Below are 21,385 nucleotides of genomic sequence, written 5' to 3' on the forward strand. Positions count from 1 at the left end.
CACTATGAACGCCGTCGAGACCGCGCCGTTGCACAACGACATCAGACCGTGGCCCGCCCTGTGGGCGCTGTGCCTCGGCTTCTTCATGATTCTGGTGGACACCACCATCGTGGCCGTCGCTCAGCCCGCGATTCTCGCCGGTCTGAACACGGACATCAACAACGTCATCTGGGTCACCAGTGCGTACCTCCTGGCCTATGCCGTTCCATTGCTGGTCACGGGTCGGATGGGTGACAAGTTCGGCCCGAAGAACCTGTACATCGCCGGCCTCGTGCTCTTCACCCTCGCGTCCGTGTGGTGTGGACTGTCGGGATCGATCGAGATGCTCATCGCGGCGCGTGCGGTTCAGGGTCTCGGCGCGGCGATGATCACCCCGCAGACGATGGCCGTGATCACTCGTGTGTTTCCGGCGGAGAAGCGCGGAACTGCGATGGGAGCATGGGGCGCAGTCGCAGGCGTCGCGACGCTCGTCGGGCCGATTCTCGGCGGTGTACTGGTCGACTCGCTCGGCTGGGAGTGGATCTTCTTCATCAACGTGCCGGTCGGAATTATCGCAATTGCGTTGGCGCTGAAGTTCGTTCCGGTGTTGCCGACCCACGATCACAAGTTCGATCTACTGGGCGTTGCGCTCAGTGCCATCGGGCTCTTCTGCATCGTCTTCGGCATTCAGGAAGGTCAGAAGTACGACTGGGGTACCGGCGTCTGGATCCTCATCGGTGTGGGGTTGCTCGTCTTCGCGGGGTTCGTCTACTGGCAGTCCGTGAACAAGAACGAGCCGCTGGTGCCTTTGGCGCTGTTCCGCGACCGTAACTTCTCGTTGTCCAACATCGGTATCGCAGCCATGGGCTTCGCGATGTCCGGCATGATGTTGCCGATCATGTTCTACGCGCAGAGTGTCACCGGTTTGACGCCTACCCGGTCGGCACTGCTGTTCGTGCCGATGGCGCTGCTCACCGGAATCCTCGCGCCCAATGTCGGCAAGCTCGTCGACAAGACGCATCCCCGCTACATCGCCGGATCCGGATTGTTCATCCTGGCCGCCGCGCTGCTGTGGTTCGCGTACGAGATGACGCCCACCACCGCGATCTGGAAGCTGCTTCTGCCGATCGCGGCGATGGGCGTGGCGAATGCGTTGATCTGGTCTCCGTTGGCGGCCACCGCAACCCGCAATCTGCCGATGAGTCAGGCAGGCGCAGGCTCGGGCATCTACAACACCACGCGCATGATCGGCTCGGTACTCGGTAGCGCCGGCATCGGCGCGCTCATCCAATCGCGCTTGGCCGCCGAACTACCTACCGGTGGATCTGCTTCGGGCGCAAACGAATTCGCCGGTCGCGTACCCGAAATGCTGCGAGACGGATTCACCGCCGCCATGTCGCAGTCGCTGATTCTGCCCGCCGCCGTGCTGATCGTCGGCATGATCGCGGTCTGCTTCTACGCCCGGCCCGCCTTCAAGTAGCCATGTGCACGGAACTTCGTAGCCCACTACGAAGCCGGAGTGGAGCCTGCGGAACGACCGCAGGCTCCGCGTGCACATGCGGCGAAGCTGCTCTACAGGCCCAGATCCCGGCCGATCAGTTCCTTCATGATTTCGTTCGATCCGGCCCAGATCTTCGTCACGCGAGCGTCTTTCCAGGCGCGGGCGGCGCGGTATTCGTTCATGAATCCGTAGCCGCCGTGCAGCTGGACGCAGTGGTCGAGGATCTCGTTCTGCACCTGCGAGCTCCACCATTTGGCCTTGGCCGCATCGATGGCCGTCAGCTCTCCGATTCCGTGGGCGGCGATGCAGTTGTCGATGTACGCCTGTGCCACATCGAGTTTGGTGACGAGCTCGGCGAGCAGGAACTTGTTCCACTGCAGCGAGCCGATCTGCTGACCGAATGCCTTGCGGTCCTTGGCGTACTGCAGCGTCTCCTCCAGAATGGGGCGGACGTGTCCGAGGTTGGCCACCGAGCAGCTGATGCGTTCCTGGGGGAGCAGCTGCATCATGTGGATGAAGCCGCCGTCGAATTCGCCGATCATGTTCGAGCTCGGCACCCGCACGTTCTCGAAGAACAATTCGGCGGTGTCGGATTCGGGCTGACCGACCTTGTCGAGCTTACGGCCACGAGAGAACCCTTCGGTGCCGTTCTCGACGGCGAAGAGCGTGATGCCCTTGGCCTTCTTCTCCGGCGTCGTGCGGGTCGCGACGATGACGAGGTCCGCGGAGTTGCCGTTGGTGATGAACGTCTTGGATCCGTTGATGATGAAGTCGTCGCCGTCCTTGACGGCGGTGGTCTTCAGCGCGGCCAGGTCCGAGCCGCCGGACGGCTCGGTCATAGCGATCGCGGTCAGGATCTCCCCGCTGCAGAAGCCGGGCAGCCAACGCTTCTTCTGCTCCTCGGTGGTGAGCTTGACGAGATACGGAGCCACGATGTCGACGTGAATACCGAAGCACGACGCCACCGCGGCACTCGAGTGGGCGAGTTCCTCGGCGAGGACGGCGTTGAATCGGTAGTCCTCCGCTCCACTGCCGCCGTATTCCTCCGGTACTTCGAGGCCCAGGAAGCCGTTGCGTCCTGCTTCGAGCCAGATCTCGCGGTCGATGTACCGCTGTTCGACGAGCTTCTCCTCGACCGGGGTGATGGTTCGGGTGACGAACTCGCGCACCGATGCACGGAAGTCCTCGTGATCGGCCTCGAACAGGCTGCGCTTCATGTATGTGTTCCTCTCGGTAACGGTGACTTATCTGCGCACAATACTCGCTGGTAACAACCGTCCGAGACGGGTGTGGCACTATGCGAACCATGGCTGACGCACCCACTTCGCTCGTCCGATCCACCACCGATGCCGGCGCAGAGATCGCTGTGCTCACCTTCGATCACGGTCCGCTCAACCTCTTCGACCAGGCGATGTTCGACGCGGTGGCCGCCGATATCGCCGATCTCGTCGCGAGTCCGCCCCGTGCAGTGCTGCTGCGCGCCGAGGGCAAGGTCAACTCGGCAGGCGTCGACGTGCACGTGTTCCAGGGCCTGTCCGCTGCGCAGGGTGCCGATCTGTGGCGTGGCTTGTTCGCAAGCATCGCGCATCCGCTCGAGGCTCTGCCCTGCCCGGTGATCTACGCCGCGCACGGGTTGACGCTCACCGCGGCGTTCGAGATCTCGTTGGCCTGCGACATCATCCTGGCCGGACCGAAGGCAAAGTTCGGTCTCGTCGAGACCGTCGTCGGGTTGACGCCGTCGATGGGTGGACCGCAGCGTCTGGCCGAGCGTGCCGGTTCGGGTCGGGCTCGCGAGCTCGTCATGACCGGAGATCTGTACGACGCGCAGACGCTGAAGGAGTGGGGCGTGGTCAATCAGATCCACGACGACGTCGACGCGGCGGCACTCGCGCTGACCCATCGACTGGCCGACGGCCCCACCGTCGCGCACGCGGCAACCAAACAGATTGTGGCAGCGTGGCGTTCCGGTGGCGTCGCCCGCGCGGACGAGATCACCTCGGAGGTCTCGGGCGCATTGTTCGAGACCGAGGATCTGCGCGGTGCGGTCGCGAGCTTCCTCGAGGTCGGCCCGGGTAAGGCGACGTACACGGGCAAGTAGAATCGTATGAGTGAGTAACGATCAGCTGGCCGAACTGCACCTGCACATCGAAGGGTCGCTCGAACCTCCGCTGATCTTCGATCTTGCCGAGCGCAACGCAATCACGCTGCCGTACAACGATATAGACGAACTGCGCGCGAAGTACGAGTTCACGGACCTGCAGTCCTTCCTCGATCTGTACTACGCGAACATGGCCGTGTTGCAGACCGCCGAGGATTTCGCCGATCTGGCCCGGGCCTACTTCCGCCGGACCGCGCAGGCCGGGGTGACGCACGCGGAGATCTTCTTCGACCCGCAGGCGCACACCGAGCGCGGTGTCCCGCTCCAGGCCGTCGTGGAGGGATTGGCCGACGCGTGTGCGACCAGTGAGCGCGAATTCGGCGTCACCAGTGGGCTGATCGCGTCGATTCTGCGCGACAAGCCGGTACTGCACGCGAATCAACTGCTCGACGACCTGTTGGCGATGCAGGCTCCGATCATCGGCCTCGGTCTCGATTCCGCCGAGGTGGGCTACCCGCCGTCGCTGTTCGTCGATGTGTTCGCCAAGGCACGCGCCGAGGGTTTGCACGTGGTCGCTCACGCCGGTGAGGAAGGCCCGCCCGACTACATCTGGCAGGCACTGGATCTGCTGAAGGTCGAGCGCATCGATCATGGGGTTCGATGCCTGGAAGACGAGGCACTGGTGAATCGACTTGTCGAGGAACAGATTCCGCTCACCGTCTGCCCGCTGTCCAATGTTCGGCTCCAAGTGATCGACAACGTCGAGCAGTTGCCGTTGCGCCAGATGCTCGAGCGCGGCCTGTCGGTGTCGATCAATTCCGACGATCCCGCCTACTTCGGCGGCTACGTCGACGACAACTTCTCTGCCCTCGAGGCGGGAATGGGCCTCACCGCGGCGGAGCGAAAGCAATTGGCCGAGAACTCGATTCGCGCGAGCTTCGTGACCGTCTAGATCAGCGCGACTTCCTGGATCAGTTCGCCGTCACCGAGATCTTCGGGTAGCCGGTGGCTCCGTCGGGAACGGTGTCGGCGGTCTTGTTGGTCTGCAGCTCTCCGGCAGAGTTGGTGGCGCGGGCTCGGATGGAATGCTGGCCCGCAGCCAGATCGAGCTCGACCGTCCATTGCCGCCAGGTGTCCTTGGAGTACTCCTCCGAGAGTGTGGCCGGCACCCAATTGCCCTCGTCTACTTGCACTTCCACGCCCTCGATACCGGTGTGCTGATCCCAGGCGACGCCCGCGACTACCGACTTCCCGGCGGGCACCGAGCTGCCCGATCGCGGGGTGTCGATGCGCGAGGCGGTCTTGATCGGTCCGAGAGCGCCCCAGCCGCGATCGGTCCAATACGCCGTCACCTTGTCGAAGCGGGTGATCTCGATGTCGGTGACCCATTTGGTCGCCGAGACGTATCCGTACAGACCCGGAACGACGAGCCGCGCCGGGTAGCCGTGCTCGACGGGCAGCGGCGCACCGTTCATCCCCACCGCCAGTAAGGCATCGCGGCCGTCGAGCAGAACCTCCAGGGGAGTGCCCGCGGTGAAGGCGTCGCTGCTGGAAGACAGAGCCATGTCGGCATCCGGCGAAATGCCTGCTTCTTCGAGAATGTCCTTGAGCGGGTAGCCGATCCACGTTGCGTTGCCCACGAGGTCGCCGCCGACGATGTTCGACACACAGGTCAGGGTGACCGTCTTCTCGACGGCCTGGCGCTGCGCCAGATCGGCGAACGTCAGCTCGATCTCGCGGTCGACCATGCCGTGTATCCGCAGCGACCACGTATCCGACGCCACCCGCGGCACGACCAACGCGGTATCGATGCGGTAGAAGTCCTCGTTCGGGGTGATGTACGACGCGAGGCCGTCGATCTGCAGATCTGCCCCGGCCGGTATCGGCGGCTGCGGCGTCGGGGTCGGAAGCATGAAGCCGAGTCGATCGGCGGTGACGGCTCGCGCCGAGGTGAGCATCCGTCCGGCCGTCCCGGCGACGACGCCGAGTACCGCGGCACCGGCGGCGAGGGTCAGGAAGCTGCGACGGTTCATGCCCTCGGTCGCCGGGGTGGCGGCACCGACGAGGGCGTGCAGCACGACAATGCCGACGACGACACCGCCGATGGTCGGGACTGCGTAGAAGGCCGTTGCGTCGGGTCGAGTCACCGCTGCGAGGACGCCAAGCACGCCCAGTGCTGCGAACACCACAGCACCGATCGGTTTGCGGGCGATGCCTGCCGCGGCGGCGATAGCAGCGATCACCAGAGCCATGCCGACGAACAGGGCGAGCTTGTCGGAGGTGCCGAACGTGTCGATGGCCCATTCACGGACCGGGGCCGGACTGTTGTCGACGGCCGAGGACCCGACGGCCGTCAGTGGCGACGAGTTCGGTCCGATGGGGACGGCAATCAATTCACCGACACCGAGGACGACTCCGGCGGCGATGATGCCGGACAGCGCGCGTTTACCTGTGCTCACTCGCTCCAATGTAAGCGTGCGCGGAGTGGCTGCGTGCACGGGACGCTCCACTCGACGCGTCGGCCTGGGGAAACCCACTCGAAGGCCGCAGGAGTGGAGCAGAAATTGCGCGCAACGTTTCGCCGGTCAACCGCTCAGGACAGCAGGTGTTCGAGGTACTCGCTGCCGAACACCTGGTGCGGGTCCATCGAATCGCGGATGCGGAGGAAATCGTCGAAGTGCTCGTAGGAATCACGCAGTTCGTCGCCGCCGAGGGAGTGTAGTTTGCCCCAGTGCGGCCGGCCGCCGACGCTGCGGCAGATGTCCTCGACGGCGTCGAAGTAGTCGCGGTGATCGCGGCGGTGGTACTGGTGCACAGCGATGTAGGCCGTCGGGCGTCCGTAGGCCGTAGAGAGCCAGATGTCGTCGGCGGCGGCGAACCGTACTTCGACGGGAAACGCGATGGACATGGAAGACTGCTCGAGCCAGCGATCCACCTCGCGCAGCACCCAGCCGATCTCGGATGCCGGCACCGCATATTCCATCTCGACGAATCTGACCGTCCGCGAGGATGCGAACACCCGGTACGAGCGATCGGTGTATTCGCGGGCCGACAGCGCCCGGGCCGAGACCGCGTTGAGTCGAGGAATCAGGGCAGGCACCCGCGTCACCATGCGGTTGAGCCCCTCGAAGACCGTGTTGGACAGCAGCTCGTCGTCGAGGTACGAGCGCACCTTTCCCAGCGGGCGCAGCACGGCGTCTCCGGGCAGGCGGGTGTTGCGTTTGGTCAGCACACGGTCGGTGTGTGGGAACCAGTAGAACTCGAAGTGGTCGACGGCCGCGACGGTGGTTTCGAGCTCGGCGAGCGTTGCCGTCAGCGTCGACGGTTCCTCGACGGCCCGCAGGGCGAACGCCGGAACGCAGTCGAGCGTGACTCGGGTGATGACGCCGAGCGCACCGAGGCCGATGCGGGCCGCGTCGAACAGCTCCGTGTTCTCGTCGCGGGAGCACCGGACGAGCCGGCCGTCCGCGGTCATCAGCTCGAGCGCATGTACCTGAGTGGCGATGCCGCCGAAGCGGGCACCGGTTCCGTGGGTGCCCGTGGAGATGGCTCCCGCAACGGATTGTTCGTCGATGTCGCCGAGGTTGGTCATGGCCAGGCCGAGATCCCACAGCCGCGCGGTCAGCTCGCGCAGCCGAGTGCCGGCGAGCACCGTCACCCGGGCGGAACCGTCGTCGTCGCAAACGACCGATTCGATCCCACGCAAGGAATCGAGGCTGATCTGAACGCCGTCGGTGACGGCAATCGGAGTGAAGGAGTGACCGGCCCCGACGCATCGCACCGACCGAGACCGATCGACGGCGCCCTGAAGAACGCTGCGCACTTCGTCCACCGATGCGGGCTCGGCACGATCCGCCGGATATGCCTGCTGATTGCCCGCCCAGTTCTGCCACGACCGCTCGATCATCGAATCACTATCGCACTCCCGAAACCGCAGGGTCGTTCCGCAGGCTCCACTCCCGAAACCTCGGGTTCGCCCCCCGTGGATCAATATGGGGCACAGACTTCGGCAGCCCCCTAGTATCGGGTCATGCAATCGAGGCTGCCCGCGGATGTGCGACGCGCACAACTGGTGCAGTCGGCGATCGACGTCGCCGAGCGGGTGGGTATCGAGTCCCTGACGGTGCGCGCGCTCTCGGAGTACGCCGACGTCACCAAGGGCATCGTGCAGTACCACTTCGAGACCAAGCAGGATTTGGTGATCGCGATGGGGGAGCACCTCATCGTCGACGTCACCGAGATTCTCCACGCGGCGCTGGACAGCGCTGTCGGTACCCGAGAATTGCCAGGAGTTCGGGGTCTGCGCGAGCTGGTGCACGGCGGGCTGAGCGCAGTGTGGTTGTTGATCGAGAAGTCGCCGGATCGGCAGTTGCTCGCATACGAGATCAAGACCTACCTGCTGCGGCATCGCGCGCTCGGGTCCGCCACCGCGGCCGAGATCGCCAATGGTCAGTACCGGATTCGGGACTCCGAGGCCCGGTTGTTCTTCGAGAAGTGCTCCGATCACACCGGCACGAGATGGCTCGAGCCGGTGGAGTCGATCGCGCGCTTCGGGATGGCGACGCTCGACGGTCTGGTGCTGCGGTGGCTGGTCGACGGTGACGACCTCGAGGTGCTGGCACAGATCGACGACCTGTCCGGGCTGATCGCGGGCAAAGCCCTGGACCGTTGAGTGCTCGCCGGGACTTCTCGGCTGCGGAGTGTTTGACTGTGTGGGCCCGGCAACGACGACGAAGGAATGTTGAAGTATGAGTTCGATCGCTGGTGTCGTCACCTCCGACACGACACCACTCTCTCGGATAGCCGCTGCCACCGAGGGTCTCGAATCTCCCTTGGCTGCAGTCGATTCGGTTGCTCTCGATGCCAATGCGGCGGCGCTGCGAGCGCGAGCGAAGGGGGTGCCGATTCGGATCGCCAGCAAGTCGGTGCGCTGCCGAGCCGTCCTCGATCGGGTGCTCGCAACAGAAGGCGTGAGCGGGGTCATGGCGTACTCGCTGCGTGAGGCGGTGTGGCTCGCGCGCCAGGGGGTCGAGGACATCCTGATGGGCTATCCGAGTGTCGACCGCACGGCTCTCGCCGAGGTCGTCAACGATCGAGTTCTGTCGGGTCGCATCACACTGATGGTCGACGACGTCGCGCAATTGGACATCGTGCGCGACGCCACCCGCAGCGACCTTCTCAAGCCCCGTATCTGTATCGATGTCGATGCCTCGCTGCGGATCGGGCCGCTGCACATCGGGGTCAGGCGTTCTCCGCTGCGCGATCCCGAGCAGGTTACCGCCTTCGCGCGGGTGGCGCACTCGCGGGGGTTCCGGGTCGTCGGTCTGATGTTCTACGAGGCGCAGATCGCCGGTGTGCCTGATTCCAATGTCGCGGTGGAGTGGATGAAGTCGCTGTCGTCCCGTGAGATCTCCACGCGCAGAAGGGCAGTGGTCGAGGCGGTGTCCGCGGCGGTGGGTCACATCGAGATCGTGAACAGCGGCGGCACCGGGTCGATCGACTTCTCGGCGGCCGATCCGGTCGTCACCGAGGTCACCGCCGGATCGGGTCTGTTCGCGCCGACGCTGTTCGACCGGTATCGCGCCTTCTCTGCCGAGCCGTCGCTGTTCTTCGCGCTGTCCGCGGTGCGCAAGCCGACCCCGCAGATCGCAACGTTGTTCGGTGGTGGCTACATCGCGTCGGGTCCGGCATCGTCGTCGCGGGCACCCCGGCCGGTGGCGTGGTCGAGGAAGGCCAGGGGAGTGGTGACGTCCGGGCTGAAGCTACTGCGCAACGAGGGTGCCGGTGAGGTGCAGACTCCGGTGAGCGGGGCCGACGAGGTGCACATCGGTGATCGCGTCTGGTTCCGGCACGCCAAGGCGGGCGAGCTGTGCGAGCGATTCGACACCCTGCATCTGGTGCACGCCGACGGATCCGTCGAGGCGGTCCCCACCTACCGCGGCGAGGGTATGGCGTTCGGCTGAATTCCGTTCTCGCACAGGCTCATGAACGTGCCTAGGGTGACGAGCCCGGCCGGGGTCGACGGCAAGTACTGAGTCAGTGCTCGCGATCGGATCAGGATCGCGGCCCACTGACCGCGTGAGACGGCGACGTTGAGTCGGTTGCGCGAGAGCAGAAACGACATCCCACGCGGAACGTCCTCGATCGCCGATGCCGCCATCGAGATCAACACCACCGGGGCCTGTCGGCCCTGGAACTTGTCGACGGTTCCGACCGAGACGTCACCCAGTCCGGCGGCCGCGAGACGCTCGAGGACGACGGCGACCTGAGCGTTGTAGGCCGCGACGACGAGAAAGTCGGACTGCTCCATCGGTCGCACGCCGTCGAACGACTCGGGGTTGCTCCACGATCGACCCAAGAGACCCTGCACTCGTGCGACGATCTCGTCGGCCTCTTCCACCGAGTCCGTGGAGTTACCGTGATGGTCCAGATAGACGGTGTGCAGGCCGGGCTCCAGCCCTGACAGCGAACGAGACTGTGTGACAGCCTTGTTGGACTGCAGTTTGCCCTCGTACGACAGCGCCGAGACGGGCGCGCACAGATCCGGATGCATCCGCCACGTCGTCGCCAGGAAGTACCCGCGATCGGCGGGCAGCGTCGGGTGACCGTCGGTGATCCAGCCCAGGGCGGATTCGTCGACGAGTTCGGGGTGGGTGCCCTGGCTGACCTGCGGCAGCTGTGCCGGGTCGCCGAGCAGCAACAGGTTGCGGGCAGACACCGAGACGGCGATGGTGTTGGCCAGCGAGAACTGCCCGGCCTCGTCGACGACCAGCAGATCCAGGGCCCCGCGCGGTATCCGGCCGGGGTTGGAGAAGTCCCAGGCGGTCCCGCCGATGACGCAGCCCTGCTCGGCGTCGGTGACGAAACGGGCGTAGTCGGTGGGTTCGACGACGGTGTGGGCGGTCGGGGCCTTCTTGCCCACCTTGGCCGGGTCCACCCCGGCGGCCACGATGGTGTCCAACAGATTGTTCACCACGTGATGAGACTGGCCCACCACGCCGATGCGCCAGTGATGGACGTCGACCAGTTCGGCGATCACTCGCGCGGCGGTGTAGGTCTTCCCGGTCCCGGGTGGGCCCTGAACGGCCACGTAGGAGTTCGCCAGATCCAGCAGCGCTGCGGTGACCGCAGCTGCGTAGTCGTGGCCCCGGACCGCGGGAAGGCCTGTGCCGGAATGGGTTCGGGGCGCAGACAGCGTCAGCAGATCGGCGATGGCCGTACGCGGAAGGTGGGGCAGCGCAGCGCTGACCTCGGTGGCCGCTGCGACGATCGCCTCTTCGAGATATTTGGTCGCGGGCGGCGGCTCGGGCGCCGTCGCGATGGGAAAGTCGGTGTATTCGGTCACACCCTTGCGTAGGTTCTCCTGCACGACGACCATGTCGAGGGTGCCCTCGTAGCCGGTCTGCACGATCTCGACCGATGTGGTCGCGCGATGGGTAGGTTGCTGTTTCGGCAGCCCTTCCGGGGCCGGTTCCGCGTAGAGGAGTTTGACCTTCGAGCCCCCGAGCACGCCGTTGCTCAGATGTCCCAGCAGCTTGATCTGTCGTCGTCGAACACGCTGTGTGGGTGCCGTTTTCATCCAGTCGTGCACCAGTTCCGCGCGTTCGACTTTCAATACGTCTGCCGCGTCGGCCCATTCGTCCAGTGGGTGGGTCAAGCGATCGAAGTGGGCCCACCAGAACGGCTTTCGCTCGCGGCGGTGGTAGCCGATGGCACCGGCGAACAGGGCCACGGCCTGCTGCGTCGGGGTGCGGTCCCAGGGCAGTCCCGCGTACTCGGCAAGGTCGAGTTCCAGCGGGCTCGCGGTGTCGGAGGCGCTCTTGTCGAGGTCGAGCTCCTGGTTCACCCGCGGCGGAACACCGGCGTCCGATGCGCGTTCGAGCAACCAATCGCGAAGTCGCAGAGTCGATTCGCAGTCGGTGCGGTTGTACTCGGCAATATCGGCCAGGAGAGCGGCGGCCTCGTCATCCTTGCCCTGGTCCCGCAGATCGCACCAGTTCGCGTATTCGACGATCGACGCGGCCGCGTCGGTGACGTCCCCGTCGCGGGCCGCGGGCATGTACAGCGGTTCGAGCTTCTTGATGCTGTAGGACCGAGCTCCGATGCGTACTGCAGACCGGACAACGGGATACAGGTCTACCAATACGTTGTCCCGCAGCAGGTTGTCGACGGCGTCCTCGCCCACTCCGTAGCGCCCGGCGAGACGCAGCAGCGCGGTCTTCTCGTACGGCGCGTAGTGGTAGACGTGCATGTGGGGGTAGGCGGCGCGGCGTGCGGAGACGTAGTCGAGGAAGTCGATCAGGGCACGGCGTTCCTGTGCGCGATCGTGCGCCCAGAACGGAAGGAACTCGCCGTCGGCGGTGTAGACGCCGAACAGGTACTCGAGCCCCCACTCGCTACTCCCGGCTTCGGCCCACAGCGGATCGCCCTCGAAGTCGAAGAAGATGTCGCCCGGATCGGGTTCGGGTATCACCCCGAGTGCGTCGGCGTCGAAGATCTCGAATTCCGGTTCGCCGCTGTGCTCCTGGCGAACTTGCAGCGCCGCCTGGGCACGCAGGTTCGCCGTTGTACGTGTGGACATCCCGTCGACGATCCCCGTCGACGAGGCCAGCTCGTCCACCGTGGTGATTCCCGCGTCGAGCAGCTTCTCGCGGGTACTCGTGCGCATGCCGGCGACGAGAACAAGGTCTCGGTGCTGCTCCACTTCGACAACGCAGGCCTCGCACTGCCCGCACCCGGAGTAGCGCGCATCGAACCAATCGACGACCGTGCCTTCGGCGTGGTGCTCGTCGAGGATGTGTTGGAGATGATCCCGGGACTGCCGATAGACGGGAAGTATCTCGGCGAGAGCGTGAACGGAGTCGCTGCCGTCACCGAGTACGAGGTGTACATCGTCGCTCGGAGTCACTCCGCCGGCACGCAGCGCATCTGCGTACGCCGCCAACTGGAGCAGAGCCGGCACCTTCGCGTGCCGCGACAGCTTGGTGTCGTACACGCCGTAGCCCGAACCCTCTGCCACCAGAAAGTCGCAGAAGCCGAGGAACCGGCCGTCGAAGAAGGTCGCCTGGTACACCACGGGGGTGCGTGCGGTCAGCGCGGCGAAGGTTGCCCACGCGGCGTCGGCCAGTTCCTGGGCGGTGCGTCCCGGTCTGTCCATAGTCAGGACGCCGCCGGGGTAGCGCAGCTCGAAGGCTGCGAGTTGACGCCGTTCGTGTTCGAATCCGAGTGCGGACGTGCGGTCGAGCATGGGGTCCGGTTCGGCGGCAGCGCGCGGGATCAGTCCGGTCAACCCGTCGAGTCGGCGAAGCAATGCGAATTCGCAGGACGCCGCCGCTGCGAGGTCGCTGGCGCTGTAGACGACCCGATCGCCGAGGAGGAACACAAGTGCCCACCCTAGCCATCGACGACAGCGGCGCCGGTCACGTTGCGCGCGAATGCCGACGAGAGGAGGCAAAATGATCGAATGCCATTTTTCGACGGAGCCACCGGTGCTGTCCATTACCGAAACTGGACCGTTCCCGATGCTCGTTTCGGTCTTGTCTTCCTCCACGGTCTCGGTCAGAACAGCGGCCACTATCACCGGTTCGCCCGGGTCCTGAACGGTCGCGGAGTGGACGTGTGGGCGGTCGACCATGTCGGCCACGGTCTCACCGAAGGGGAGTTGACCGACGCGGCTCAGATACCTGGCCTGGCTCAGAATGCGCTGCAGCTGCTCGACATTGCCGAGGCCGAGCATCCTGAATTGTCGTTCGCGCTGATGGGGCACTCGCTGGGTGCCGCGACGGCCATCGCAGCGCTCGGCGCGCATCCGCAGGCGGTCCGGTGCGCTGTGCTGTGTGGCACTCCGAAGTCGGTGACGGGCGCTTCCGACGACCTCTCCGACAATGTGATTCCGATCCTCGCCGTGCACGGTGTCGACGACCGCTTGGCTCCGATCGATGCGGTCCGCGAGTGGATCGGCGGTGTGCCCGACGCGTCCCTGCACGAGTTCGACGACGGCGGCCACGACCTGCTGCACGAAAAGATCCACCTGCAGGTGACGTTGGCGGTCGCGGAGTTTCTCGACGAGCACATGTCCTGACCCGAGAACCGAGAAAGGGCCCGGCGTGCACAGCGCGCCGGGCCCTTTCTCTCGTGTTCGATCTACGAGTAGATGGCCTCGATGTCGCTGCCACGCTCGGAGTGGATGATGTTGCGCTTGAGCTTCATCGTCGGGGTGAGCTCTCCGGTTTCGACGGTGAAGTCGTTCTCGAGGATCGTGTACTTCTTGATCTGCTCCGGGTTCGAGACCTTCTTGTTGGCCTCGGCCACGGCCTTGTCGATCTCGGCGACGAGGTCGGCGTTCTTCGACAGCTCCGAGAACGGGATGTCGGCGGAGAGGCTGTGGCGTTCGAGCCAACCCGGCATCGCCTCGGGATCGAGGGTGATCAGGGCACCGATGAACGGCTTGGCGTCGCCGACGACGAGGCACTGACTGATGATCGCGTTGGCGCGCAGGGCGTCCTCGAGCACCGCGGGAGCGACGTTCTTGCCACCCGCGGTGACGATGATTTCCTTCTTGCGGCCGGTGATCGAGACGAAGCCCTCCTGGTCGATCGCGCCGAGATCGCCGGTGTGGAACCAGCCATCGACGATCGCTTCGGCGGTGGCCTTCTCGTTGTGCCAGTAACCGCTGAACACCACCGGGCCCTTGAGCAGCAGTTCGCCGTCCTCGGCGACCTTGACCGCGTGGCCGTCGATGGGCTTGCCGACGGTGCCGACGCGCTGTTCCTTGGTGGTGTTGACGGTGACGGCTGCGCTGGTCTCGGTCAGTCCGTAGCCCTCGTAGACCGGGACGCCCGCGCCGCGGAAGAAGTGGCCGAGGCGAGCGCCGAGGGGGCCGCCGCCCGAGACCGCACGATCGCAGTTGCCGCCGAGGGCAGCCCGCAACTTGGAGTAGACGAGCTTGTCGAAGACCGTGTGCTTGAGATTCAGGACCAGGCCTGCGCCGCCCTTCTCCTGGGCCTCACTCCACTCGATGGCCGTCGCGGCGGCCTTGTCGAAGATGCTGCCCTTGCCGCCGTCGTGTGCCTTCTGCTTGGCCGAGTTGTAGACCTTCTCGAACACGCGCGGCACCGAGAGGATGAAGTTCGGCTTGAAGACGGCGAACTGATCCACCAGTGTCGATACATCCGAGGTGTGGCCCACGGTCACCTTCGACTCGAACGAGCCGAACGACACCGCGCGGGCGAACACGTGCGCCATCGGGAGGAACATCAGTGTGCGGTTGCCCTCGCGCATGGAGTCGTGCAGGGCGATCTGGGTGGCCTGGACCTCGGCGTAGAAGTTCGCATGCGTGAGCTGCACACCTTTGGGGCGACCGGTGGTGCCCGAGGTGTAGATCAGGGTGGCGGGGGAGGCGGCGGTGACCTGGTGGCGACGGGTGTGCACGTCCTCGTCGCTCACTCCGGCACCGCGGGTGGTCAGCTCGTCGATGGCACCGTCGTCGATCTGGAGTACCTCACGCAGGTCGGCGGCACCGTCGGTGACGTCCTTGAGGTTGGAGACATGGGACGCGGTCTCGACGATCAGCAACTTGGTCGCCGAGTCCTCGAGGATCCACTGGGCCTGGTCGGCCGACGAGGTCTCGTAGATCGCGACGGTGCATCCGCCCGCGGTCCAGATGGCGTAGTCGAGGACGACCCACTCGTAGCGGGTCGCGCTGAGGATCGCGACGCGGTCGCCGAGTTCGACGCCCGATGCGATCAGGCCCTTGGCCACGGCGGTGACCTCTTCGGCGAACTGGCCCGCTGTGACGTCGGTCCAGGTGCCGTTCACCAGGCGCTGGAACGGGACGAAGTTCGGTGATTCCTTCTGGTACCGGAAGACGGTGTCGGCCATGGAAGCGTCGTCGGGAATGGTGAACGACGCCGGCACAGAATATTCGCGCACTGCTGGACCCCTTACGGAAAAATAGCGTGGTAGTTGTGCATTTCATCACACCCCGGTCCGTAACGCACCACCGAGGGTGTCCGGTTTGTGAATTTTTGGTCGGCTCAGGGGGAGTTGAGTGTGACTCGGAGTACAACTTAACCGTCTGCAGTCGCCCCTCGCCGCCGGGTCGTGTCTGTGAGGCTGCTCGCACGAGGTGTCGGTGGCACCGTTTTCGTCACCTGATCAGCGTAGAAGGGGTCGCTGGGGTCGAGCAGGTACTAAACTCGGCGATATATGAGCACTTCAGAATCTGATCAGGATGCCGCCGTGACGTCTGACGAGACGAGTTCGACCCCTCCCGTCCAGGGCCACGCAGGTGAGTCGCCTTCGACGACGGATGACGACATCACCTTTGCCGATCTCGGAATAGACGAGCGGGTCCTGAAGGCCCTGCGCGACGTCGGTTACGAGAGCCCGTCGCCGATTCAGGCGGCCACCATTCCACCGTTGATGGCGGGCAACGACGTCGTCGGCCTCGCGCAGACCGGAACCGGTAAGACCGCGGCGTTCGCGGTGCCGATCCTGTCCCGTCTCGACGTCTCGCGTCGGGTGCCGCAGGCATTGGTGCTCGCCCCGACGCGCGAGCTGGCACTCCAGGTCGCCGAGGCGTTCGGCAAATACGCCACCCATATCCCCGGCCTGCACATTCTGCCGATCTACGGCGGCCAGGCGTACGGCATTCAGCTGTCCGGCCTGCGCAAGGGTGCCCAGATCATCGTCGGCACACCGGGCCGTGTGATCGACCACCTCGAGAAGGGCACGCTCGACCTGTCCGGGCTCGAATACCTCGTGCTCGACGAGGCCGACGAGATGCTCAAGATGGGTTTCCAGGAGGACGTCGAGCGCATCCTGTCCGACACTCCCGAGTACAAGCAGGTCGCGTTGTTCTCGGCCACGATGCCGGCCGCGATTCGCAAGATCTCCAAGCAGTATCTGCACGACCCGGTGGAGATCACCGTCAAGACCAAGACGTCGACGGCACCGAACATCACCCAGCGCTACGTGCAGGTTGCCCATCAGCGCAAGCTCGAGGCGCTGACTCGAATCTTCGAGGTCGAAGAGTTCGAGGCCATGATCATGTTCGTGCGCACCAAGCAGGCCACCGAGGAGCTCGCCGAGAAACTGCGCGCACGGGGCTTCTCGGCCGCGGCAATCAACGGCGACATCGTGCAGGCTCAGCGTGAGCGCACCATCGGCCAGCTCAAGAACGGCCAGATCGACATTCTGGTGGCCACCGACGTGGCTGCTCGCGGTCTCGACGTCGACCGCATCTCGCACGTCATCAACTACGACATCCCGCACGACACCGAGTCCTACGTGCACCGCATCGGTCGTACCGGCCGAGCGGGCCGCGCCGGTCAGGCTCTGCTGTTCGTCGCGCCCCGGGAGCGTCACCTGCTCAAGGCCATCGAACGTGCGACGCGTCAGCCGATCACCGAGATGCAGCTCCCGAGCGTCGACGACGTCAATGCGCAGCGCGTGACGAAGTTCAAGGACTCCATCACCGAGAGCCTCGGCAACGAGAATCTGGCCCTGTTCCGCCGCCTCATCGAGGACTACGAGCGCGAGCACGACGTGCCCCTGGTCGACATCGCGGCAGCGCTGGCCATCCAGTCGCGCGACGGCGAAGCGTTCTTGCTCAAGCCCGAGCCGCCTGCCCCGCCGCGGGCACCCCGTGAGCCGCGTGAGCCGCGTCCTCCTCGCACGTTCGACGAGGATGCGGCCAGCTCGCATCACCGCAAGACGGGCCAGGAGATGGCGACGTACCGCATCAGCGTAGGAAAGCGTCATCACGTCGCTCCCGGTGCCATCGTCGGTGCCATCGCCAACGAAGGCGGACTGCGCCGAAGCGACTTCGGGCACATCAGCATTCGCCCCGATCACTCGTTGGTGGAGCTGCCGGCCGATCTCGCCGACGAGACGGTCGAGGCGTTGCGCCGTACCCGCATCAGTGGCGTGCTGATTCAGTTGCAGCCCGATTCCGGTCCTCCCGGACGCAGCGGCGGGCCGCGCGGCGGCGGGAAGTTCAAGGGCAGGCGCTAGCGCGCACGTGCACGGCAACTCGTAGCCCACTACGAGTTTCCGCGCACGACCTCGAGGTCGAGCGTTTGGTGGCCGAGGCCGCGGGTATCCATCCGCGCATGACCCACGTCACTCTGCGTGTCAACGGCACCGGTCGCGAGATCGACTGCGACACCCGAACCACCCTGCTCGACGCATTACGAGAGAACCTCGATCTCATCGGGGCCAAGAAGGGGTGCGATCACGGGCAGTGCGGTGCCTGCACCGTTCTGGTCGAGGGTCGCCGGATCAATAGCTGCCTGACGTTCGCTGTCGCGCAGCAGGATCGCGAGATCACCACGGTCGAGGGGTTGTCCGACGGCGACACGCTGCACCCGGTGCAACAGGCCTTCGTCGATCGTGACGCGTTCCAGTGCGGGTACTGCACGTCCGGGCAGATCTGCTCGGCGGTCGCGGTTATCGAAGAGGCCAAGCAGGGATGGCCCAGTGCGGTCACCGAGGACCTCGAGGCCACCGACGTCGAACTCGATTCCGGCGAAGTACGAGAACGAATGAGCGGCAACCTCTGTCGCTGCGGTGCCTACGCCAACATCGTTCCGGCTGTGCAGGACGCATCGTGAAGACCTTCGAGTACGACGCCGCTACCGCGGTCGACGACGCAGTGGCCCGCCTCGCCCGGGACGAGCATGCGATGGTGCTCGGCGGAGGAACCAACCTCGTCGATCTGATGAAGCTCGGGGTTTCGAGCCCGTCGACTCTGATCGATGTGACGAGATTGCCGTTGCACGACATCGAGGTGATCGCCGACGGTTCCCTGCGTATCGGTGCGGCCGTGACCAACAGCGACCTCGCCGTGCATCCGGTGGTGCGCCAGCGCTACCCGGTGCTCTCGCGGGCGGTGCTCTCCGGTGCGTCGGGTCAACTACGCAACATGGCGACCACCGGCGGAAACCTGTTCCAGCGCACTCGATGTGTGTATTTCATGGACTCCTCGAAGCCGTGCAACAAGCGCGAACCAGGCTCGGGTTGCCCCGCGCGCGCGGGTGAACACCGAAACCTGGCCATTCTCGGGGCTTCGCAGGCCTGCGTGGCGACGCACCCCTCGGATATGGCGGTTGCGCTGTCGGCGCTCGATGCGCGCATCGTCGTTCGCGGAGTCGACGGCGAACGTGTTCTCGCGATCGACGACTTCTTCCGGCTCCCGGGGGACGAGCCCCAGCGTGACAACACGGTGGCTCGGGACGAGATCGTCACGGAGATAGAGATTCCGAAGCCGGCCGACACCGCCGTCTCCACCTACCGCAAGGTGCGGGATCGGCAGTCCTACGCGTTCGCGGTCGCCTCGGTTGCCGCGGTTCTCGACGTCGAGGACGGGATCGTGCGCGGAGTTTCGATCGCGCTGGGCGGCGTCGCGCACAAGCCGTGGCGAGCGCACACCGCCGAACACGCACTGTTGGGCACGGCCGCCGAGGAGGCGTCGTTCCGGCGGGCCATGGCGCTCGAGCTCGATTCGGCAGAGCCGTTACGCGACAACGCGTTCAAGATTCCGCTGGTGATCAATCTGGTTGCCCGCACTCTGGTCGAACTCGTGGAATCGAGCGCTAAGAAAGAAATGGGAGACCGATCATGACGGCCTCGATCGGACAGTCGATTCGGCGTACCGAGTCCATCGCCAAGGTCACCGGTAGGGCGCGGTACGCCGCGGAACAGCCGCCGGCCGTCGGGCAGTTGTATGCCTGGTACGTGCCCGCAACAGTTCCCGCCGGGACGGTCGAACACGTCGAACTCGGTGCCGACTCCTCGGTGCACGCTGTCCTGTGGCACGGCAACGCCGAGAAGCTCGGCGAGGTCGAGGATGCCGAACTCCATGTGCTGCAGTCGAACACCGTTGCGTACCGCGGGCAGATCGTGGCCGTCGTCGTGGCCGAGACCCTCCAAGCCGCGCGGGCCGCCGCTGCCCAGGTGCAGGTGCGGTACGGCGACGTGCGCTCACCCGACAACACGCTGACGGCCGAGCACAGCTCCCTGTACGCGCCCGAATCGGTGAACGCGGGCTTCCCTACGGACGTCACGGTCGGCGATCCGGATGCTGCGTTGGAGACGGCCGAGCACGTGATCGACAGCTGGTACTCGACGGCTCCGATGCACAACAGTCCCATGGAGCCGCATGCCACCACGGCGCAGTGGTCCGATGGCTTTCTGACGCTGTGGGATTCGACGCAGGCACCGTCGGGCGTTCAAGGTGATCTGGCCACGGCGTTCGGTCTCGAACCCGAGAACGTTCGCGTGATCGCAGAGAACGTCGGCGGCGGATTCGGAGCGAAGGGCAGCACTCGGCCCAATGCGGTCCTCGCCGCGATGGCTGCGCGGGCCACCGGCAAGACCGTCAAGCTGGTCCTGCCGAGGCAGGCGCTGTTCGATGTCGTCGGATACCGCACCCCGACGCTCAATCATGTTCGCCTGGGTGCTGATTCGAGCGGCGCACTGACGGCGATCGCGCACGATTCGTTTCAGCAGACCAGTACGATCTTCGAGTTCTGCGAGCAGACCTCGGAATCGACTCGGCACATCTACGCGGCGCCGAACCGTCGCACCACCCACCGACTGGCACAGCTGGACGTCGGAACGCCGCGGTGGATGCGGGCACCCGGCGAAGCGCCCGGCATGTTCGCCGTCGAGACGGCCATCGACGAACTGGCCGTCGCCACCGGTCTCGATCCGATCGAACTGCGCATCGCGAACGAGCCCGACGTCGATCCCGCCAGTGGCAACCCGTTCAGCTCACGCAGCGTGGTGCAGTGCCTACGCGAGGGTGCCGAGAAGTTCGGCTGGGACCGTCGGGTCTCGACGCCGGGACAGCGCAGAGAAGGCAACGTCCTGGTGGGCATGGGGGTCGCGACGGCCAGCTACCCGGTGTTGATCTCGCCGAGTACTGCGTCGGCGCGAGTGGAGCAGGACGGCACGATCACGGTGTCCGTCGCTGCGTCGGACATTGGTACCGGTGCGCGTACCGTGCTGCGTCAGATTGCCGCCGATGCTCTCGAAGTCGATGCGGATGTCGTCACACTCGAACTCGGCGACAGCGCTCTGCCGAAAGCGCCTGGTGCCGGCGGCTCCTCGGGTACTTCGTCCTGGGGCTGGGCCGTCACCAAGGTGTGTCACGAGCTGAAATCCCGGGGTTCCTACGAGCCGGGCAACTCGGCCGAGGCCGATACGACCGATTACGTGGAGGGGCAGAAGGAGCTGGCGCGCATGGCTTTCGGTGCTCAGTTCGCCGAGGTGGCCGTGGACATCGACACCGGTGAGGTACGGGTGCGTCGGATGCTCGGGGTGTTCGGCATCGGCGCGGTGATGAATCCGCGGTTGGCTCGGTCTCAGCTCATCGGCGGTATGACGTTCGGGCTCGGGATGGCGTTGATGGAGAGTGGCATCGTCGATCACGAGTTCGGCGGGTTCGCCAACCACGATCTCGCCGAGTATCACATCCCGGCGTGTGCAGACGTCACCGATCTCGAGGCCGTGTGGATCGACGAGGTCGATACGGAACTCGCGCCCATGGGCGGCAAGGGAATCGGTGAGATCGGTGCGGTCGGTTCCTCGGCGGCCATCGGCAATGCGGTCTACAACGCCACCGGCGTCCGAGTCCGCGAACTTCCGATCACCCTGGACAAAGTGCTAGAGCGGCTTCGCCGCATGTGAGTGGAAACTCGACCCCTGCTACGTGTGCTGTCTTGATGCATGTGGGACACGGGTGTCTCGATACATGTGGGACACGATTCTAGGCTGCGGGGCGGTGGAGTTGTCCTTGGTAG

The 21,385-nt window shown here is 65.3% G+C and carries 15 protein-coding genes; 10 read left to right on the forward strand and 5 right to left on the reverse strand.

From position 1 onward, the window contains the following. Positions 1–4: 4 nt before the first annotated feature. Entirely contained in the window at positions 5–1,459 is a 1,455-nt protein-coding gene (locus ACQR3T_RS23345) for a DHA2 family efflux MFS transporter permease subunit (RefSeq protein WP_428694951.1), read from the forward strand. Between the two features lie 92 nt (positions 1,460–1,551). Here the strand turns inward: ACQR3T_RS23345 and ACQR3T_RS23350 are convergent, their stop codons facing one another. Then, positions 1,552–2,697, reverse strand: a complete 1,146-nt coding sequence (locus ACQR3T_RS23350; protein ID WP_428694952.1) for an acyl-CoA dehydrogenase family protein — start codon at positions 2,695–2,697, stop codon at positions 1,552–1,554. Positions 2,698–2,786: 89 nt separating this feature from the next. Here ACQR3T_RS23350 and ACQR3T_RS23355 point away from each other — a divergent pair, with 89 nt between their 5' ends. Continuing rightward, positions 2,787–3,578, forward strand: a complete 792-nt coding sequence (locus ACQR3T_RS23355; protein ID WP_032380885.1) for an enoyl-CoA hydratase/isomerase family protein — start codon at positions 2,787–2,789, stop codon at positions 3,576–3,578. Positions 3,579–3,588: 10 nt separating this feature from the next. Continuing rightward, a complete protein-coding gene (locus ACQR3T_RS23360; RefSeq protein WP_428694953.1) occupies positions 3,589–4,530 on the forward strand; it encodes an adenosine deaminase in 942 nt (313 codons plus the stop codon). 19 nt (positions 4,531–4,549) lie between these two features. On the opposite strand, the gene ACQR3T_RS23365 is transcribed toward ACQR3T_RS23360, so the two are convergent. Both ACQR3T_RS23365 and ACQR3T_RS23370 read right to left on the reverse strand, forming a co-directional pair. Further along, positions 4,550–6,037 (reverse strand): molybdopterin-dependent oxidoreductase, encoded by a 1,488-nt coding sequence (locus ACQR3T_RS23365; RefSeq protein WP_032380884.1) that lies wholly within the window; start codon positions 6,035–6,037, stop codon positions 4,550–4,552. 134 nt (positions 6,038–6,171) lie between these two features. Continuing rightward, complete coding sequence (locus ACQR3T_RS23370; protein WP_428694954.1) at positions 6,172–7,485, reverse strand: D-arabinono-1,4-lactone oxidase; 1,314 nt, start codon at positions 7,483–7,485, stop codon at positions 6,172–6,174. 123 nt (positions 7,486–7,608) lie between these two features. Here ACQR3T_RS23370 and ACQR3T_RS23375 point away from each other — a divergent pair, with 123 nt between their 5' ends. Together ACQR3T_RS23375 and ACQR3T_RS23380 are read left to right on the forward strand one after the other, a co-directional pair. Then, positions 7,609–8,250, forward strand: coding sequence for a TetR/AcrR family transcriptional regulator (locus ACQR3T_RS23375; RefSeq protein WP_032403836.1), 642 nt, complete (start codon positions 7,609–7,611; stop codon positions 8,248–8,250). Positions 8,251–8,326: 76 nt separating this feature from the next. After that, complete coding sequence (locus ACQR3T_RS23380) at positions 8,327–9,541, forward strand: alanine racemase (RefSeq protein ID WP_428694955.1); 1,215 nt, start codon at positions 8,327–8,329, stop codon at positions 9,539–9,541. Here ACQR3T_RS23380 and ACQR3T_RS23385 read toward each other — a convergent pair. After that, complete coding sequence (locus tag ACQR3T_RS23385; RefSeq protein ID WP_428694956.1) at positions 9,511–12,960, reverse strand: TM0106 family RecB-like putative nuclease; 3,450 nt, start codon at positions 12,958–12,960, stop codon at positions 9,511–9,513. The genes ACQR3T_RS23380 and ACQR3T_RS23385 overlap by 31 nt on opposite strands. An 81-nt stretch (positions 12,961–13,041) precedes the next feature. On the opposite strand from ACQR3T_RS23385, the gene ACQR3T_RS23390 reads away from it, so the two are divergent. Continuing rightward, positions 13,042–13,659, forward strand: coding sequence for an alpha/beta hydrolase (locus ACQR3T_RS23390; RefSeq protein ID WP_428694957.1), 618 nt, complete (start codon positions 13,042–13,044; stop codon positions 13,657–13,659). 62 nt (positions 13,660–13,721) lie between these two features. On the opposite strand, the gene ACQR3T_RS23395 is transcribed toward ACQR3T_RS23390, so the two are convergent. Next, positions 13,722–15,509 carry an AMP-dependent synthetase/ligase gene (locus ACQR3T_RS23395; RefSeq protein ID WP_428694958.1) on the reverse strand — a complete coding sequence of 596 codons (1,788 nt, stop codon included), beginning with the start codon at positions 15,507–15,509 and terminating at the stop codon, positions 13,722–13,724. A gap of 276 nt (positions 15,510–15,785) precedes the next feature. Between ACQR3T_RS23395 and ACQR3T_RS23400 the strand changes: the two genes are divergently transcribed. The 4 genes from ACQR3T_RS23400 (at position 15,786) to ACQR3T_RS23415 (ending at position 21,272) form a co-directional block, all read left to right on the forward strand. Next, on the forward strand, positions 15,786–17,594 hold the full coding sequence (locus tag ACQR3T_RS23400; protein ID WP_032380623.1) for a DEAD/DEAH box helicase: 1,809 nt from the start codon (positions 15,786–15,788) through the stop codon (positions 17,592–17,594). Between the two features lie 98 nt (positions 17,595–17,692). Continuing rightward, entirely contained in the window at positions 17,693–18,193 is a 501-nt protein-coding gene (locus ACQR3T_RS23405) for a 2Fe-2S iron-sulfur cluster-binding protein (protein WP_428694959.1), read from the forward strand. Further along, positions 18,190–19,203, forward strand: coding sequence for an FAD binding domain-containing protein (locus ACQR3T_RS23410; RefSeq protein WP_428694960.1), 1,014 nt, complete (start codon positions 18,190–18,192; stop codon positions 19,201–19,203). Before ACQR3T_RS23405 ends, ACQR3T_RS23410 begins: the two co-directional genes overlap by 4 nt. Beyond that, positions 19,200–21,272: a xanthine dehydrogenase family protein molybdopterin-binding subunit gene (locus tag ACQR3T_RS23415; protein WP_428694961.1), complete on the forward strand. Its 2,073-nt coding sequence runs from the start codon at positions 19,200–19,202 to the stop codon at positions 21,270–21,272. The genes ACQR3T_RS23410 and ACQR3T_RS23415 overlap by 4 nt, the downstream gene beginning before the upstream one ends. The last annotated feature ends 113 nt before the right edge of the window (positions 21,273–21,385 follow it).

The sequence above is a fragment of the Rhodococcus sp. IEGM1428 genome (assembly GCF_050321865.1).
Classification (GTDB): Bacteria; Actinomycetota; Actinomycetes; order Mycobacteriales; family Mycobacteriaceae; genus Rhodococcoides.

What these genes read in the sequence shown, in the direction of transcription:
- ACQR3T_RS23355 (WP_032380885.1), top strand. Translation starts at nt 2,787, where the DNA reads ATGGCTGACGCACCCACTTCGCTCGTCCGATCCACCACCGATGCCGGC.
- ACQR3T_RS23390 (WP_428694957.1), top strand. Translation starts at nt 13,042, where the DNA reads ATGCCATTTTTCGACGGAGCCACCGGTGCTGTCCATTACCGAAACTGG.
- ACQR3T_RS23405 (WP_428694959.1), top strand. Translation starts at nt 17,693, where the DNA reads ATGACCCACGTCACTCTGCGTGTCAACGGCACCGGTCGCGAGATCGAC.
- ACQR3T_RS23380 (WP_428694955.1), top strand. Translation starts at nt 8,327, where the DNA reads ATGAGTTCGATCGCTGGTGTCGTCACCTCCGACACGACACCACTCTCT.
- ACQR3T_RS23400 (WP_032380623.1), top strand. Translation starts at nt 15,786, where the DNA reads ATGAGCACTTCAGAATCTGATCAGGATGCCGCCGTGACGTCTGACGAG.
- ACQR3T_RS23415 (WP_428694961.1), top strand. Translation starts at nt 19,200, where the DNA reads ATGACGGCCTCGATCGGACAGTCGATTCGGCGTACCGAGTCCATCGCC.
- ACQR3T_RS23350 (WP_428694952.1), bottom strand. Translation starts at nt 2,697, where the DNA reads ATGAAGCGCAGCCTGTTCGAGGCCGATCACGAGGACTTCCGTGCATCG.
- ACQR3T_RS23345 (WP_428694951.1), top strand. Translation starts at nt 5, where the DNA reads ATGAACGCCGTCGAGACCGCGCCGTTGCACAACGACATCAGACCGTGG.
- ACQR3T_RS23375 (WP_032403836.1), top strand. Translation starts at nt 7,609, where the DNA reads ATGCAATCGAGGCTGCCCGCGGATGTGCGACGCGCACAACTGGTGCAG.
- ACQR3T_RS23370 (WP_428694954.1), bottom strand. Translation starts at nt 7,485, where the DNA reads ATGATCGAGCGGTCGTGGCAGAACTGGGCGGGCAATCAGCAGGCATAT.